Origin of the sequence: Arthrobacter globiformis (assembly GCF_030817195.1) — a bacterium.
GTDB classification, from domain to species: Bacteria; Actinomycetota; Actinomycetes; order Actinomycetales; family Micrococcaceae; genus Arthrobacter; species Arthrobacter globiformis_D.
The window spans coordinates 47,316-64,082 of record NZ_JAUSYZ010000001.1; the positions used below are offsets into that span (position 1 = coordinate 47,316).

Annotated in this window: 14 protein-coding genes; 9 read left to right on the top strand and 5 right to left on the bottom strand. The window is 67.5% G+C overall.

Annotated elements, in window-relative coordinates; translation table 11 throughout:
- Positions 1 to 138: 138 nt before the first annotated feature.
- The 5 genes from QF036_RS00245 to QF036_RS00265 form a co-directional block, all read right to left on the bottom strand.
- Positions 139 to 1,548 carry a hypothetical protein gene (locus QF036_RS00245; RefSeq protein ID WP_307098148.1) on the bottom strand — a complete coding sequence of 470 codons (1,410 nt, stop codon included), beginning with the start codon at positions 1,546 to 1,548 and terminating at the stop codon, positions 139 to 141.
- Positions 1,545 to 2,828 (bottom strand): lipopolysaccharide biosynthesis protein, encoded by a 1,284-nt coding sequence (locus tag QF036_RS00250; protein ID WP_307098151.1) that lies wholly within the window; start codon positions 2,826 to 2,828, stop codon positions 1,545 to 1,547. The genes QF036_RS00245 and QF036_RS00250 overlap by 4 nt, the downstream gene beginning before the upstream one ends.
- 11 nt (positions 2,829 to 2,839) lie before the next feature.
- On the bottom strand, positions 2,840 to 3,652 hold the full coding sequence (locus QF036_RS00255; RefSeq protein WP_307098153.1) for a glycosyltransferase: 813 nt from the start codon (positions 3,650 to 3,652) through the stop codon (positions 2,840 to 2,842).
- Positions 3,653 to 3,664: 12 nt separating this feature from the next.
- Positions 3,665 to 4,753, bottom strand: a complete 1,089-nt coding sequence (locus QF036_RS00260; protein WP_307098155.1) for a hypothetical protein — start codon at positions 4,751 to 4,753, stop codon at positions 3,665 to 3,667.
- Positions 4,754 to 4,907: 154 nt separating this feature from the next.
- Positions 4,908 to 6,761, bottom strand: a complete 1,854-nt coding sequence (locus QF036_RS00265; RefSeq protein ID WP_307098156.1) for a CBM96 family carbohydrate-binding protein — start codon at positions 6,759 to 6,761, stop codon at positions 4,908 to 4,910.
- Positions 6,762 to 6,985: 224 nt separating this feature from the next.
- Here QF036_RS00265 and QF036_RS00270 point away from each other — a divergent pair, with 224 nt between their 5' ends.
- The 9 genes from QF036_RS00270 to QF036_RS00310 all read left to right on the top strand — a co-directional run bounded on the left by QF036_RS00270 (position 6,986) and on the right by QF036_RS00310 (position 16,767).
- Positions 6,986 to 7,714, top strand: coding sequence for a FadR/GntR family transcriptional regulator (locus QF036_RS00270; RefSeq protein WP_307098158.1), 729 nt, complete (start codon positions 6,986 to 6,988; stop codon positions 7,712 to 7,714).
- A gap of 94 nt (positions 7,715 to 7,808) precedes the next feature.
- A complete protein-coding gene (locus QF036_RS00275) occupies positions 7,809 to 8,870 on the top strand; it encodes an asparaginase (RefSeq protein WP_307098160.1) in 1,062 nt (353 codons plus the stop codon).
- A 12-nt stretch (positions 8,871 to 8,882) separates the two neighbouring features.
- On the top strand, positions 8,883 to 10,334 hold the full coding sequence (locus tag QF036_RS00280; RefSeq protein ID WP_307098162.1) for an aspartate ammonia-lyase: 1,452 nt from the start codon (positions 8,883 to 8,885) through the stop codon (positions 10,332 to 10,334).
- Between the two features lie 110 nt (positions 10,335 to 10,444).
- Positions 10,445 to 11,986 carry an amino acid permease gene (locus QF036_RS00285; RefSeq protein WP_307098164.1) on the top strand — a complete coding sequence of 514 codons (1,542 nt, stop codon included), beginning with the start codon at positions 10,445 to 10,447 and terminating at the stop codon, positions 11,984 to 11,986.
- 188 nt (positions 11,987 to 12,174) lie between these two features.
- Positions 12,175 to 12,423, top strand: coding sequence for an SCO4226 family nickel-binding protein (locus QF036_RS00290; RefSeq protein ID WP_307098166.1), 249 nt, complete (start codon positions 12,175 to 12,177; stop codon positions 12,421 to 12,423).
- A gap of 243 nt (positions 12,424 to 12,666) precedes the next feature.
- The gene (locus tag QF036_RS00295; protein WP_307098168.1) at positions 12,667 to 14,037 is read left to right on the top strand and encodes an MBL fold metallo-hydrolase; all 1,371 of its coding nucleotides are present in this window, start codon (positions 12,667 to 12,669) and stop codon (positions 14,035 to 14,037) included.
- Between the two features lie 65 nt (positions 14,038 to 14,102).
- Entirely contained in the window at positions 14,103 to 14,591 is a 489-nt protein-coding gene (locus tag QF036_RS00300) for a universal stress protein (RefSeq protein ID WP_307098170.1), read from the top strand.
- Between the two features lie 109 nt (positions 14,592 to 14,700).
- Positions 14,701 to 16,017 carry an ATP-binding protein gene (locus QF036_RS00305; RefSeq protein WP_003805722.1) on the top strand — a complete coding sequence of 439 codons (1,317 nt, stop codon included), beginning with the start codon at positions 14,701 to 14,703 and terminating at the stop codon, positions 16,015 to 16,017.
- Between the two features lie 132 nt (positions 16,018 to 16,149).
- Complete coding sequence (locus QF036_RS00310) at positions 16,150 to 16,767, top strand: transmembrane-type terpene cyclase (protein WP_307098172.1); 618 nt, start codon at positions 16,150 to 16,152, stop codon at positions 16,765 to 16,767.

Genomic DNA, 16,767 nt, shown 5'->3' on the forward strand with positions numbered 1-16,767 from the left:
CCGGCTCCTTGAGCAATGAGTGCTAGTGTGCCAGGCCCTGGCGTACGCCGGGTTCCCCGTGTGATCGGCGGCCCGCCGCCCCATTCCATGCAAGCGCAGTGCGCGCCTGACGGTGCGCTGACACCGGTACGGCTCGGCTCACCCACCGTTCGGACGCCAGTACCGCAGCCCGCCACTAGTAGTGCCGTCGCGGGCGACGTCGACCACGGCGTAAGGGAACGCCCGCCGGTCCGTCTGGTCAGGTCCGCGACCGCGGACGTCCGAACTCCATGTGCCGGTGTTGATGTATCGGGTGGGGCAGGCCTCGAGCGCCGACTCGAGGGCCCGGTGGGTGTGGGCCGAGACGTACCAGGCCACCCCGGCGCCGTGCGCCTCGAGAGTATGTGCGAACCGGGCCGCTGCAGCAGGAGCCCTCCTGCCGGCGACTCTGCGCCCGGCGGCCGCCAGCACCATGCGAGTCGCGGCGACCGGGAGCGCCGATACCGTCCGGAACCGGGAGAGGTGCGCCAGCTCCCGAACGGCCACTTCATCAAGCGCGAGCCGCAGTGACTCGGCCTGCAACAGCTCGAAGTACGCGAGCTCCCGGACGCGGCGTTCCGCCCGCTCGGACGCCAGGCAGGCGCGGGCAACGGCCGCGGCACGGCTCAGGGGCGACTTCGACGGGTCGGCGTGCCAGGCGGCGAGCGGCGGCAGGTCCAGCCCGTCGGTGCCGTTGACCGCCACGCGGAGGACCTCGGGCATCCGATGCAGGGCGTGGTGCTGGTGCCCGTGCTCGGCCACGAGCACACGGGGCACGTGGAGGAACCACGGGTACACCCGGACCCGGGCCGGCTCGGCGGGTGATAACAGCGCCGACAGGCGTGCGGCAACCGAGGGGCGGGCCAGCTCCGCGTCGTGGTTGCCGCACACGAAGTGCAGCTGCACGCCGCGCGCCGCACAGGCCTGCAGCGCCCAGAACGTGTCGGGGTGGCGGGTGAGGATGGACTCGAGCCGGGCCAGGCTTTCGTCCTCGGCGAACCCGGCAAGCTCGAACGTGTCACCGACGAAGGCGATGTGCTGCTGCGGACCGGAGGCGGCGAGCACCTCACGGCACAGGAACTGGGGCAGCACTCTCCCTGGGCACCGCGGGTCGTCGTCCGTCGCGCCCAGGTGCAGATCGCTGAGGAGCCACCACCGCGCCGCGTGGCTCACCCGAGCAGTCCCAGAATGCGCGGAAGGAAGAGGCGCAGCTACATCGTCCTCAAGCCAAGGAGCCTCTGCCAGCATCGGCGCTGTCCGGTGTCTGGCCCGGCCCATCGGGGCTCGGAGGGCGAACAAACCCGGCCAGCCAAAGTGCCCCTCGATGTCGGGCTGGATCCCCTGGATGCGCGAGAGGGCGTCAGCGATGCCTAGTTCACGGAGCGCGAGCTCATCCCGCGGTACGTCCGGCACGAAGGCTCCGGCCCCTATGAGCACGACCACCACGACGATCCACATCACTGTCGGCCACAAGTAACGGGCATTCCAGCGTCCCTCGCTGCGGCAGGTCCCATCGAGCGTGTTGATCATGGCACGTCCTGTGTGACGCGCCGGAGGACGGCGACCAGCCGGAGGCCGACCACCACGGCCCCGATGGAGAGCACCACCAGCCACGCAAAGGCCATGGCGCTGGCCCCCTGGTCGGCGGCCGACAGCGCTGACGCGCAAAGAGCTGTTCCGAGCGTCACACCGACCACGATCGCCTCCGCGTAGCGACCGCGGGCCCGGCAGACGGCGTTGTAGGCCTGCAGCACCGCGTACGGCACCAGTCCGGCCGCCAACCACCGCAGAGCGCCGGCGGACGACTCGGCGTACCGCTCCCCCAGCAGATTGAGCAGCGGGTGAGCGAAGAGGACGAGGACGGCGGCAGCCAGACCTCCTACTGCGAGCGACCAACGGAGGCTCGCCCAAGTGGTCGACGCCAGGCGGTCCGCGTCGCGGACACCCTCTGAGAACTGGACGATGCCCATCAGCACTGGAGCGGTATAGGCGGCCCAGGCCATCATCCATGCGGGATACCAGTAGGCGGCAGCCTCCGGCGCCACCATGTGCGCGAGCAGGAGCGGCAGCACCAGCCCAGGGGTGCGCTCGGTGAGAGTGAGGAGCTGGTGCGGAATGCCCAGCGCCAGCAGTGGACGGCCGCGCGCGGAGCGCAAGGACGGCCGTGGCCTGTAGCCGACCAGTCTTCGCAGCTGGACAGCACCTACGATGCACGCCACCCCCGTCCCGAGGGTCCAGCAGGCCATCAGCACGTCGGCGGAGGCGCCGTGCGCCCGCCAGGCCACGAGCCCGGCAGCCGCGAGTGAGACCCCGCCGCCCAACGCGTACCTCGAGGTCGCGCTGGAACCGCGTCCCAACGCCACGAGCGCCTGGTCCAGCACGATGACAAGGGTTCCGGCGACGGCAGCGACGAGGAACGTGAGCCAGAAGAGAACCGATGCCGAGGCCGTCTCCGGCGCCACGACAGACTGCAGCACGAGGTAACCGAGGGCCAGCACTGTTCCGGCGACGCCCACGATGGCAAACGCCGTGTCAAGTACCCGCGCGGGCGGCTCCCCTCGTCCCACCGAGACGATCACGGCGGACCCCGCGCCCAGCACCGCGAGCTGCGTGCAGATCATTACCGCCGAGACCGCGGCCGTGGTGAGTCCGACCTCACGGTCGGATGTCGCGCGCGCGGCCACGATCCAGAAGGCGAAACCAGCGCCCGTCTGCGCAGCCTTGGCCACAACGAGGCCGAGCGAGCTGCGCAGGGCGGAGTGCCGGACGATCGAGGCGTCCGTGACAGCGGTCCCCCGCCTGGCCCTCACGCCCCTGGCCATCACGACGCGAGACCCCTTGTCAGGCCCACGTAGTTGTACCAGCAGAAGGCGACGTAGTAGCGCAGCCAGCGGGGCTGGCCCGCGGCGAGACTCAAGGCGCTGCCCCGGACTGCCGCGGCGGCGGGCAGCAACGCCAACCTCGCACCACGCCAGCCGTGCTTGCGGACCATCCGTCCCAGTCCCGTTCCATCCATGAGGAACTGGTCGAGCGCGAAGTCGAAGTCGTCTGCGGCGAAACGATGTTCGACAGTGACCCGCTGTGACACCCCTGTTCGCAGCCCTGACTGGCGCATCCGCCAACGCAGCTCTATGTCCTCCCCCGATTTGAACGAGTCGTCGAATCCCAGGCCCAGCATCAGGTCCCGGTCAACGATCGTCGCCACGAGCCCGAACCAGTTGCGGCTGCGGCCGGTGCGGTGATGATGTGCCAGCGCCTGCCCCCAGTAGCCCGGTCCAGCGACACTCTCCAGACCGGCTTGAAGTGCGTCATAGCCGCCCTCCACCAGCTCCGTGAGCAGGTCGTCGACCCCCGTAGGCCCGAAGACGACGTCGGCATCCACGAGCAGGACCCAGCGGGTGCGGCTGCTCTTCACACCAAGCGTTCGAGCCCAGGGCAGGCCGCGGCCCTCGTCACTCAGGACCCGGGCACCGGCCGCGAGGGCGAGGTCGACGGTGCGGTCGGTCGACAATCCGTCCACCACGATGATCTCGGCGACACCGGACTGACGCAGGGCCTCGAGACAGCGCGGGAGCAGGTTCTCCGCGTTCCGGGCCGGAACGACGGCGGTGACCTCGGCAGGGCTGCTACTCACGGCGTCCACCCCTCAGACCTGCTCGTCGAGGACTGACGGCAGCAGCTGCTCGAGATGCCGGACGATGTCGTCCGACGCCTCGTCAGCCGTGTACGAGGAGGGCACCTGCAGCAGGTGGCAGGGCCGGCCGTCGAGCGCCTTGTTCAGCACGAGCCCCTTCGCTGTGAAGTGCTCGCGCCAGGGGACGACGGACGTGGCCGCCAGGCCGGTCACGACCCGCTGTGAGAAGCCCGCCATCTCGATGTGGAAGTTGCCGAGCATGCGGTCGACCATCCACTCGCTCGTCCGCTCGACGATCCGCGACCGGGCGCCCTCGAAGCGCTCAACGTAGACGGCGGCCGCGAGGGGTGCCGAGGTCGTCAATTCCCGCCCCGGGAACGCGGTCCCCGGCGAGACCATGCGGTGCTCCGGCGACCATCGCCGGGAGAAGTCCGCGAGGCGCGGATAACGGATGACGTACGGGTGCACCACGGTGGTGAGACGGCTGACGCTATCCGAGAGCCGTGACGGGACGAGGGGTTTCCGGACACCTTCGAACAGGTGCGGGTAGATGGCCCGGTGGTGCGGCTTGATGAACATCGGCTTCGCGTAGCCGAGCAGCGTGGCGTCCTCGGTGAGGAAGGCCCAGTCGTCGCCCATGAACGACCACCCCTCGCGCCGCATCAGCTTGGCGACGGTGCTCGTCTTACCGGTCCCTCCGGCGGCGGGAAGCGCGATCGCGTGACCCCGGTACGCCATCGTTGCGGCGTGGATCATGGCGGCTCCTCGGCCCACCATGGCGGCATCCAGAACAGGGACCACGGTGGTCAACAGCTCGCCGGGCCCGTGAATGCGCCACTGCTCTGCGTCCCGCACGACCTGGACCCGATCGGCTTGGAAACGCACGCTGTCCTCCGTGTACGCGAGCTCGTGCTCGACCAGTCCCGCATCCGGCATAGGCTCCGGCCGGTCATCGACGACGATGTTGGCCGCCCGTTCGGTATCGGTGGCGAAACACGCCAGCATGCTCTGGAGCTGGGCCGCAGCCGGCGCCTTTGCGTCGACGCGTATCGTGACGCGGCTGTGGATATCGAAGTGCAGAGCCTTGGTCTGCCTGCGCATGATCGTCCCCTGTCTGGGTAGTGTCGGTCGGAGGGTGTTGCTGATGTGGACGGTGTCGGGTATGCCGTGGTGAAGAGCCTCGCCTCGCCGGGGAATCCTCCGAGGGCTTCGTCCTCGTTGTTCCCCTGCGAAGCACCCGACCGAGAACGTGTACCTACTTCTGCAGCGTGAGTACCAGCTTGGGTGCGGCCGTGCTTCCGGCTTCCTTGGAGTTAAGTTCCAGGCCGTCACTGCTGTTGGCATCCATTCCAAGAGAGAGCTGTTGGCCGAGGTCACCGGTCAGGGCGCTGACCGTCAATGGAACGCTGTAGCTGGTGTTGGTCGCTGTTTGGCCGAGGCTGCCGATGCTGGTGCCGAGCGCCGGACGGTTGGTGTACGTGATCCCGCCCTCGGTCCAGCTGTCACTGGCGACCAGCTTGACGTTCTGCGTACCCGTTGACCCGTTCCCGCCGCTGCGCAGCTGCAACCTCGCACTCACCAGCGTCCTGCCTGCATACGGCGACAGGTCGAACTTCAAGTACGTGGCCTCCACTGGGCTGTTGTCCACACGCATCGTGGTACTCGTGCCGAAGTTCGTCCCCGTCGTCCCGCTCGACACATAGCTGTCAGCGGTGGCCGTGAGTGTGATGGTCTCCGTCGTAGCACCACCCGCACCGCCGCTGGGGTCGTAAAAGTGCCAGTACCGGCTAGTGGCGTTCACATCGGCGAGCACCAGCAGGCCGCTGTTGGCCGTGCCCCGCGCCGTACTGTTGAGGTTCTGCTTCGTCGACGTCACGTTGTGCACATACTGGTCGGCGTCCACGATACGGGCCGTCTTCGCGGTGGTGAAGCTGATGTTGTCCAGCGGCGTGGACTTTTCGTAGATCGCACCCCCCGAGCTGGTGCAGACACCGGCGTTCGTCGTGCCACTCGGCTTCGGATAGGTAGCGAAGGTACGCACCCTCTGCGTGCTTTCGTCAATCATGACGATCACACGGTTCGGGCACTCGGCCACAGTCGCGATCGTGTGCGCCGACCACGCCGTACCGTTGAATGCCAAGAGCTGGATCAGGGGCTCAGACGCCGACGTGAACGACGTCTTGATAGCGGCGAAAACCCGATCAGTCGAGGAGTCCAGCCACTTCAGATTCATGTGGTCATCACCACTGCGCAGCCCCTTCACCGCCGCCACAGGAGTGGTCCAGGTGGTACTTGCCGCTCCATCGACGTGGGAGCTCCAGTACATGCCGTCGTTGGCGTCACCGAGCTGCCGGCTCCACATAACACCCATCTTGCCCGGTCCAAACGCGATCAGAGCCGAATTGTCGTCCACAGACACGTTGCCCAACGACGCAGGATGCGTGAACGGCGTCCCCCACGTCCTGCCATCCGTGGCAGTGACGTTCAGATAGATCCGGTTCGACTGCTGCCACGTTGCCCAAACGCGGCCAGTCGAGTCCTTATCGATGGACAGGGTCTCGACTTTGTGGTTGTTGATGTTTGTAGAACTCAGGAGCGAGTACGTCTTCGTACTCGAGTTGTAGCTGAAACGCCGCATCGTCGACGGGAAGTTCGGCTCGGCCGGCAGACCATCGTTGACGAACCGGTAGCTCGCCACATACAACGTCGTCCCGTCCCACAACACGTCATGGTGAGTGTTCGACCGCGTCTCCGTCGCCACACCCGTATTAACCCACGAGCTCGTCGCGGCGTTGAACCGGAAGATATGAAAATCCGAGCTAGCCGTGTCCCACAGGTTCCCCCACCAGATCCCGTCGTTGAACCACAACGCATTCGTCTGCCGCTTCGTACCCGTCGGCGTCCCCGTCCCCGAATGCGACGGACCCTGAACCCCAACGTCACCTTCAGCAGCCGTCGCCGTAACCGGCACCACCAAAACAGTCAGCGCAAGCGACAGCGCAGCCAGCAGCGCGGGGAGCCAGGAGGTCCTGCGACCTCTACTGCGCCCGCCCGAGTGAAAAAAAGTTGATTCCGGGAGTTGAACGTCGGCCTGTATCGGGATGGTCACTAGCCTCACCACTCATCGCAGTTGTTTGCCAATGCCAGTCCCGTGCAACCTTTCCGGTTGGATCCGAGAAATCGAAGCACCTGCTGCTGCGGTCCTGGCAACTTGCGTGCACTCCCCCTCGGAACATGTTCGATTGCACAACTTGTAAAAAGCTTGGGAGGGCTACCCCCCTTTTGCCGGCTCCCGGTTGACACCCGCCTGTGACCCGTGCCATATTCTTAATCGTGAACCTGTCAGACAGCCGGACAGCCGGACAGCAAGCCGGCCAGCAGAGCGAAGCGAGTACCTTTCCGCTGGCCCGCCTGAGTGCGGCCGAAGCTGTCTTCAACGCCATCCGCAGCGACATCCACAGCGGCGCGCTGGCCGTCGGCGCCAAGCTCAGCTCGGAAGCTGCCCTGGCTTCCCAGTACGGCGTGAGCCGCTCGGTGATCCGCGAGGCCTTGCGTTCCTGCACCGCGCTCGGCCTGACCGTAACCAAGACCGGCCGCGGCACGTTCGTCGTGGCCGACCATGTTGCCAACGATCTCGTCCTGGGCCAGTTCTCCGCCCGGGACCTCACCGAGGCCCGCCCCCACATCGAAGTCCCCGCCGCCAGCCTGGCTGCTGAGCGCCGCACCACCGAGGACCTGGAGATCCTCCGCGGCATGATGGCATCCATGGCCGCGGAAACGGACCCCGAAGCCTGGGTTGCCCTCGACTCCAGCTTCCATGCAGCCATCGCCCGGGCCAGCGGCAACAAAGTGTTCGAAAGCGTGGTGGCTGACATCCGCGACGCCCTCGTTCACCAGTCCGAAACCCTCAACCTGGTGGCCGACCGCCAGCACGCCTCCGACGTCGAACACCGGCTCATCCTGGACGCCATCGAAGCCGGTTCCGCGGCCGGCGCCAGCGCGGCCATGGCCGAACACCTGCGTGCAGTCGGCGAAGCCCTCGACTCCATCCTCAACCAGTAGCCGCCCTGCCTTCCTGGCACTCCGAACCGACCGGCCCCAACCGACGCCTCCACGCCACACCCAACTCACGTCAACACGCAACCCAGAGGACGCCATGCCTTCCCCCGCCATGCCGGCAAGCCATTCCCTTTCCGCGCCGCCCGTCGTCGCAGCGATCCTGCCGCGGCACGAGCCCCTCGCGTTCCAGACCCGTGACGGGCTGGTGGAAAGCGTCCACTACGGCTCCCTGATCGCCACCGCCCCGGGCGGCCGCACCCTGCTCACCGCCGGCGAACCCCGGGCCGTGTTCTACCCCCGGTCCTCCCTCAAGCCCCTGCAGTCCGTGGCCATGGTCCGGGCCGGGCTGGACCTGCCGGCCGATCTGCTGGCCCTCACCGCGGCGAGCCACTCCGGCGCATCCCGGCACCTCGACGGTGCCAGCCGCATCCTGGAACTGCACGGCCTCACGGCCGCTGCCCTCGAGAACAGCTCCGACCTCCCCTACGGCGTCCGAGAGCGCGAGGAGTGGCTGCGTGACGGCGGCCGGCCTACCCAGCTGGCCCAGAACTGCTCCGGCAAGCACGCTGCCATGGCCGCCACCTGCGTTATCAACGGCTGGCCGGTGCAGGGTTACCTCGACCCCTCCCATCCGCTGCAAAAGCTGGTCGCCGAAACCGTCACCGATCTGACCGGCGAGGAACCCGCCGGAGTCAGCACCGACGGCTGCGGAACCCCGCTGTTCGCCCTCACCCTCGCCGGAATGGCCCGTGCCTTCGGTCGCCTCGCCTCCGCCGAACTGGCTGATGGTGCATCCGCCCCCGAAAGCCCGGAAGCCGCCGTCGCACAGTCCATGCGCCGCCATCCGGAAATGGTGGCGGGCGAGGGCCGCGACGTCACGGAGCTCATGCGCCTCCTGCCCGGCGCCGTGGCGAAGGACGGCTTCGAAGGCATCCAGCTGGTTGGGCTGGCGGACGGACGCGCCGTCGCCGTCAAGATTTCCGACGGCGGCGACCGGGCCAGAATGCCTGTCACCGTCCGAGCGCTGGAAGCGCTCGACGTCGACACCTCCGCCCTTGCGGGCATCGCCACCGGCGCGGTCCTCGGCGGAGGCCGCCAAGTGGGCCTGCTCCAGGCCGCAGACTTTTCTTCCCTGTCCCCGACCGACGACGTTCTTTAAGGACCGCACCACATGACCGAGACCCAAACCCTGCCGGATGCCCAATCCCTGTCCGACGGCCAGACTCTTCCTGGCGTCCGTTCCGAGCATGACCTGCTCGGGGACCGCGATATCCCCGCCGGCGCCTACTGGGGCGTCCACACGCTGCGCGCAGTGGAAAACTTCCCCATCACCGGGCAGCCGCTCTCATCCAACATGCACCTGGTCCGCGGCCTCGCCGCCGTGAAACTGGCGGCCGCCCGCACCAACCTGGAACTCGGGCTGCTGGACGCCGAACGCGCCGCGGCCATCGAACAGGCCTGCACCGATGTGATGAACGGCGAACTGAGCGAGCAGTTCGTGGTCGACGTGATCCAGGGCGGCGCGGGAACGTCGTCGAACATGAACGCCAATGAGGTCATCGCCAACCGCGCCCTGGAAATCCTCGGCCACCCCAAGGGCGACTACGCCCGGCTGCACCCCAACGACCACGTGAACCTTAGCCAGTCCACCAACGACGTCTACCCCACCGCGGTCAAGCTCGGCACCATCTTCGCCGCCCGCGAGCTGCTCGCCGCGCTGGCCGAGCTCGAGGAGGCGTTCGCGGAAAAGGCCATGGAGTTCCGCACGGTCGTGAAAATGGGGCGCACCCAGCTCCAGGACGCCGTACCCATGACCCTGGGCCAGGAATTCGGCACCTACGCCGTGACCATCGGCGAGGACCGGCAGCGGCTGGCCGAGGCGGACCTGCTCATCCACGAGATCAACCTCGGCGCCACCGCGATCGGCACCGGCCTGAACGCCCCCGCCGGCTACGCTGACGCCGCCTGCCGGCATCTGGCCGAAATCACCGGCCTGCCCCTGGTCACCGCCGTCGACCTCATCGAGGCCACCCAGGACGTGGGCGCCTTCGTCCACCTCTCCGGCGTGCTCAAGCGCGTGGCCGTCAAGCTCTCCAAGACCTGCAACGACCTCCGCCTGCTCTCCTCCGGACCGCGGGCCGGATTCGGCGAGATCAACCTTCCCGCCGTCCAGTCCGGATCCTCCATCATGCCCGGCAAGATCAACCCGGTGATCCCGGAAGTGGTCAGCCAGGTGGCCTACGAGGTCATCGGCAACGATGTCACCATCACCATGGCCGCCGAAGCCGGGCAGCTCCAGCTCAACGCGTTCGAACCGATCATCGTGCACAGCCTGCACAAGAGCATCTCGCACCTCGAAGCAGCCTGCCGCACGCTCACGGCCCGCTGCGTTCGCGGCATCACGGCCAACACCGAACACCTCCGCCTCACCGTCGAACAGTCCATCGGACTGGTGACCGCCCTCAACCCGCATCTCGGCTACGCCACCGCGACCGCGATCGCACAGGAAGCCCTCGCCACCGGCCGCGGCGTGGCTGAACTCGTCCTCGAACACGGCCTGCTCACCGAAACCCAGCTGCAGGAGCTCCTCAGCCCCGAACGCCTGGCAAACCTCAGCAAATAATCCCCGACCGCCCGACCGCAGATCTCGACAAGCTCGACCGGCGAGCACCGCTGGTTGAGCCTGTCGAAACCACCGCTGAACCTCCCAAACCGGAAACCAAAGGATCCCCCATGTCCAATTCCCCACAGGGCGCCGCCTCGAACGCGGCAGTCACTGACCATACGGTCCCGGCCCAGGCGCATGCCACCCAAAATCTTCTTCACGCCGAGGACAAGGGCTACCACAAGAGCCTGAAGCCGCGGCAGATCCAGATGATCGCCATCGGCGGTGCGATCGGCACCGGCCTGTTCCTCGGCGCCGGCGGCCGGCTCAACGCCGCCGGCCCGTCCCTGGTCATCGCCTACGCCGTCTGCGGCTTCTTCGCCTTCCTGATCCTGCGCGCCCTCGGCGAACTGGTCCTGCACCGGCCCTCCTCGGGCTCGTTCGTCTCCTACGCCCGCGAATTCTTCGGCGAAAAGGCAGCCTTCGTCTCCGGCTGGTTCTACTGGATCAACTGGGCCACCACCACCATCGTGGACATCACCGCCGCCGCCCTCTACATGAACTTCTTCGGCAACTACATCCCCTGGATGGCCGACGTCCCCCAGTGGGTCTGGGCCCTGACCGCCCTCATCGTCGTCCTGGGCCTGAACCTCGTCTCGGTCAAGGTCTTCGGCGAAATGGAATTCTGGTTCGCCATCATCAAAGTCGCCGCCCTCGTCGCGTTCCTGCTGATCGGCACCTACTTCGTCATCTTCGGCACCCCGGTCCCCGGCCAGGAAACCGGCTTCAGCCTGATCACCGACAACGGCGGCATCTTCCCCAACGGCCTGCTGCCCATGATCATCCTCATGCAGGGCGTCCTGTTCGCCTACGCCTCCATCGAACTCGTCGGCACCGCCGCCGGCGAAACCGAAAACCCGGAAAAGATCATGCCCAAGGCCATCAACTCCGTGGTCTTCCGCATCGCCGTGTTCTACGTCGGCTCCGTCATCCTGCTCGCCCTGCTCCTGCCCTTCACCTCCTACCAGAAGGGCGTCAGCCCCTTCGTGACGTTCTTCGGCTCCATCGGCATCCAGGGCGTGGACGTCATCATGAACCTCGTCGTCCTCACCGCCGCCCTGTCCTCCCTCAACGCCGGCCTCTACTCCACCGGCCGGATCCTGCGCTCCATGTCCGTCGCCGGCTCCGCCCCCAAGTTCGCCCAGCGCATGAACAAGGCCGGCGTCCCCTACGGCGGCATCGCCATCACCGCCGGCGTCTCCCTGCTCGGCGTCCCGCTGAACTACCTCGTCCCGTCCCAGGCATTCGAGATCGTCCTGAACATCGCCTCCGTCGGCATCATCGTCACCTGGGCCACCATCGTCCTGTGCCAGATCCAGCTCAAGCGCTGGGCCGACAAGGGCTGGCTCAAACGACCCTCGTTCCGGATGTTCGGCGCACCCTACACCGGCTACCTCTCCCTGCTGTTCCTGGTCGGCGTGCTGGTCATGGTCTTCATCGACTCACCCCTGACCCTTCTGGTCACCCTCATCGCCATCGCCCTCATGGTCGCCGGCTGGTACGCCTGCCGCAAACGCATCCACGAAATCGCCGAAGCCCGCGAAGGCTTCACCGGCATGTCCCCCGTCATCGCCAACCGCCCCGGCCCGGGCGCCGCGGACCGGATCTAGCCAGCCCTTCACCTCCGCAACATAGCGCGAACGGACACTTGGGCCCACTCCGCGGGGCCCAAGTGTCCGTTCGCGCTTTTGTCCGTTGCGCCTAGCCGCGCGCCTTTCCCTGCTTCTCTTGACGCCCGGTTGGGGCGGGTCTAGTCTCAAGCCGCATCCACCCACGAGCAGCTCAAGGGAGAGTCATCATGCCGGAATTCATGGACGTCCACCGCAACATGAAGGGGATCACCAAGGAGGATCTGCTGGCAGCCCACAATGCCGACCTCGCCATCCAAGACGACGAGAAGGTCAACTTCAAGTCAGCCTGGGCGGACCCGGAGTCAGGGCTCGTCTACTGCCTCTCGGAGGCGCCCTCTGCCGAGGCTGTGCAGCGCATTCATGAGCGGGCAGGGCACCGCGCAGATGAGGTGCACCCCGTTCCGCTCAGGGTCTGAGCCATAATCCCGGCGCATCCGTAGCCCTTGTCACGCATTTCTGCACCGCTTTCCCTCCTTGCGGACGCCGCCGCCGCGACAGCCCGGGCGCCAGCAGCTGAGCGCCCCGGGAAAGTGGCGCAGAACTGCGCAGAACTCAGGTTCAGCAGGCTACATCTGAACTCAATCGGCCTACCATGGAGGCATCCGGGGCGAGGCCCGCGATGAGCGGCGCCTCTCCGGTGCGTCGAAGGGGCCGGACCAGTGGACGTCGTTGTCATCGAAACCCCGCAACTCGGGGACCGCAGCTACCTGGTCCATGACGGCCGTGTGGCGCTGGTGGTAGATGCCCAGCGGGACACGGACCGCGTCGAGGAGGCCGCCCGGAAAGCCGGCGTGCAGATCACCCACGTGGCAGAAACCCACGTCCACAACGACTACCTCACCGGCGGCCTGATCCTCGCCCGCGCGCACGGCGCCAAATACCTGATAAACGCCGCGGACCATGTGGCCTACGAGTGTGAGCGGGTTGAGGACGGCCAAACCATGCAGATCGGCGCGCTCACGCTCCGCGCGGTGGCCACTCCAGGGCACACCCGCACGCACCTGTCCTACATCGTCACGGACGGACGGGTGCGGGCCGTGTTTTCCGGCGGCAGCCTGCTCTTCGGCTCCGTGGGCCGCACCGATCTCCTCGGCCCCGGAGACACCGCCGGGCTGACGCGGGACCAGTACGCGTCCGTCCACCGGCTCGCCGATGAAGCGGGGCCCGATGCTGCCCTCTATCCCACCCACGGGTTCGGCTCGTTCTGCTCGATCGGGCCCGCCACGCGTGCGGAGGCGTCAACCATCGCAGAGCAGCGCGAAGCCAACCACGCGCTCACGGACCCGGATCCCGAGCATTTCGCGGCCGAACTCATGGCTAATCTGTCCGCCTACCCTTCCTATTACGCCCACATGGCCCCCATCAACATGACCGGCCCCGAGCCTGCGGACCTGAGCATGCCGGAGTCCCTCGGCGCCGGTGAACTGACGGAGCGGCTGGCGAGGGGCGAGTGGGTGGTGGACCTGCGCCACCGCGTGCTGTTCGCCAGCAACCACCTGCAGGGCACCGTCAGTTTCGAATACGGATCGGGGCGAAGCTTCAGTTCCTACTTAGGCTGGGTCCTGCCCTGGGGCGAGAAGCTGACGCTCGTCGGCGGCCGCGAGGATCTGCAAAACGCCATCCGGGACCTTTCCCGCATCGGCGTCGACCGCCCAGATGCCGCGGTGGGAACGGAACCTGGCGAACTCGCGCCGGGAGCCCCCGTCGCCTCCTACCCCCGGGCGGGCTGGCCCTCGGTCGTTCATGAAAAGCCCGACGGCGACGCCGTACTGGACGTTCGGCGCTCGGACGAGTTTGCCGCCTCCCACGTCGCCGGCGCCATCAACGTGCCGCTGCACGAACTGCTGGACCGTCTGGGCGAACTGCCCGCGGGGTGCCTTTGGGTCCACTGCGCCACCGGCTACCGTGCCGGCGTCGCGGCCAGCCTGCTGCAGCGGGCCGGGCGGGACGTGGTGCAGATCGATGCCCGCTTCCGGGACGCCGCGGCCGCCGGCGTCACCCTGCAGATGCAGCCGCTGCAGCGGCGGTGACCGTCCTGTCCGTGACCGAAAATCCGGTCGAAGTTGCAAAGTCTAGGTGGCAAAGGAGAACAACAATGGATGGAGAAGGCAAAGTGGTTGTGGGCGTGGACGGTTCGGACTCCTCAGTGGAGGCCCTCCGTCTGGCGGCGCGGGTAGCACCGGGCCTGGGGGCCCGCGTCCATGCCGTGGCTTGCTGGCACTTCCCGGAAATGTACGCCGGGTACATCCCGCCGGATTTCGAGGCGTTCGAGACATCGACCGCCAAGAACCTTGCCGAGGCCATCCAGAAGGCGTTCGGGCCCGACGTCCCGGAGACCCTGACCAGTGAACTCGTGCGGGGCCCGGCCCCGGCCAAGCTGGTGGAGGCCGCCGCCGGAGCGGCGATGCTGGTGGTGGGGCGAAGGGGCCACGGCGGATTTATGGGCCTGCACCTCGGCTCGGTGAGCACCGCCTGCGTCGCGCACGCCGAATGCCCGGTCCTCGTGGTGCACACCAAGGATGACCACCACAACAACCATCACTTCCGCAGGGGCGCAGCGGCCAAAGACGCGGCCAAGGGCTGACCGCCGCACGTAACGCAACGCACCTGCAACCCCGTGCCGGCGCGCCATCGCCTATGCTCGGCTGAGCAGCTCAGAACTGGCTCAACGTCGAACCACGGGAGACAACCTCATGACCAACTGGCGGATCCGGGACTTCCACTCCGCGGACCTTGACGGCATCCTGCACCTCTGGGAATCGCTGAAGGCCACCAATGTCGAGCCGGTCTATGCGCTCTCCGAAGTGCTGGCCTCCTGCGAAAAGGACCACGCAGTGGTGGCCGTCCTCGGCGACCAGGTGGTGGGCGCCGCGGTCGGACGTGCAGCGCATGACCAGGGCTGGATCGTCTTCCTGGCCACGCTGCCCGAATTCCGCGGCCGGGGCATCGGCACTTCCCTGCTGGCCGCCGTCGAAAACCGGATGGCGCCGCACGGGCTGAACAAGCTATCCGCCCTGATGCCCGAGTCGGAGACCCGGGTGGAGGCCTTCCTGAGCCGCGGCTTCGTGCTCAAGAAGAACCTGCGCTACTTCGAGCGCACCATCCCCGTGCAGCGCCAGGAACTAGAGCCCCTGGGCCTGCTCGGCGGCCGCATCCTGGCCCGGGACCTGTGGGAGAACGTGGCCGGCATGCGCCGGGAGAAGGAGCTGCTGGAGCGCCGCCTGGTCCTGCCCCTGGCCGAGGCCGACCTCGCCGACGAGTTCGGCGTCGTGCCGCCGCGTGCCGTGGTGCTGTTCGGGCCGCCCGGCACCGGCAAGACCACCTTCGCCAAGGCCATCGCCTCCCGGCTGGAGTGGCCGTTCGTCGAGGTCTTCCCCTCCCGCCTTGCCGCCGACCCCAAGGGTCTGGCCGGCGCGCTGCGGGAGACCTTCCTGGAGATCTCGGAACTCGAGCACGCCGTCGTCTTCATCGACGAAGTGGAGGAGATCGCCTCCCAGCGCGCCGGGGACCCGCCGTCGCCGCTGCAGGGCGTCACCAACGAGCTGCTCAAAATCATCCCGGCCTTCCGCGAACAGCCCGGCCGCCTCCTGGTCTGCGCCACCAACTTCATCCGCGCCCTCGACTCCGCCTTCCTGCGGCACGGCCGGTTCGACTACGTCATCCCCATCGGCCTCCCCGACCGGCAGGCCCGCGAAGCAATGTGGCAGCGCTTCATCCCCGCCGCCGTGGTGGACGATGTGGACGTGGAGCAGCTGGTGGACCGCACCGCGGGCTTCTCCCCCGCGGACATCGAGTTTGCCGCACGGAGCGCCTCCCAGCGGGCGCTGGAAAAGGCAGTGTACGACGACGGCGGGCTGGCGTCCGGTGGCGGCGTGTCCGTCCGCGAGGCGGTACGGAAGGGACCCGCCACCCAGGACTACCTCGACGCCATTGCGGACACCCGCACCACCGTCAGCGACGAGGTGCACCAGGAGTTCCTAGAGGACATCGACGCCCTGGGCAGGGTGTAGCCGGCCGGTCCCGCGCGTTCGCTGGCCGAACTCGCCGGAGCGGTGCGGGTTCGCGGGAAGTTTACGGCGACCCCGCACCGTTCCGGCGAACTGGGCGGCGCATTGGGGCGGCAAGTCCGGGAAGGAAGAAACGTGATCCTGTTTCTCACGATCGTCAGCGGAGTGGCCTGGACCATCGTGTATGCCGAGGCGATCCGGCTGGGCATCCGGGAGCGCACCTACGCCATCCCCGCCGCGGCCCTGGCGCTCAACTTCGCCTGGGAAGCCATCTACGCCGCGCGGTCCGTGGCCACAGGAATATCGGCGCAGGGCGTCTTCAACGTCGTGTGGGGCATGGCGGACGTCCTGATCATCTACACCTTCTTCAGGTTCGGGCGGGCCGAGCTGCCGCCCTGGGTCACCCGGCCGCTCTTCCTGGCCTGGGCCGTGCTGCTGGGCATCACGTCGTTCACGGTGCAGTTGCTGTTCGTGGCTGAATTCGGCTGGGACGACGCCTCCAAGTACGCCGCGTTCCTGCAGAACCTGCTGATGTCCAGCTTGTTCATCGCGATGTTCGTCTCGCGCGGAAGCGGCCGGGGCCAGTCGCTCGTCATCGCGGTGGCCAAGTGGGTCGGCACCCTTGCCCCCACCATTGTCTACGGCGGGTACGGAAATACGGTCCTGATCCTTGGGCTCGGAGCGCTGTGCAGTGTGTTCGACCTGGCATACATTGCCCTGCTCTGGCGGGCACGCAGACGCGCTACTGTTTGA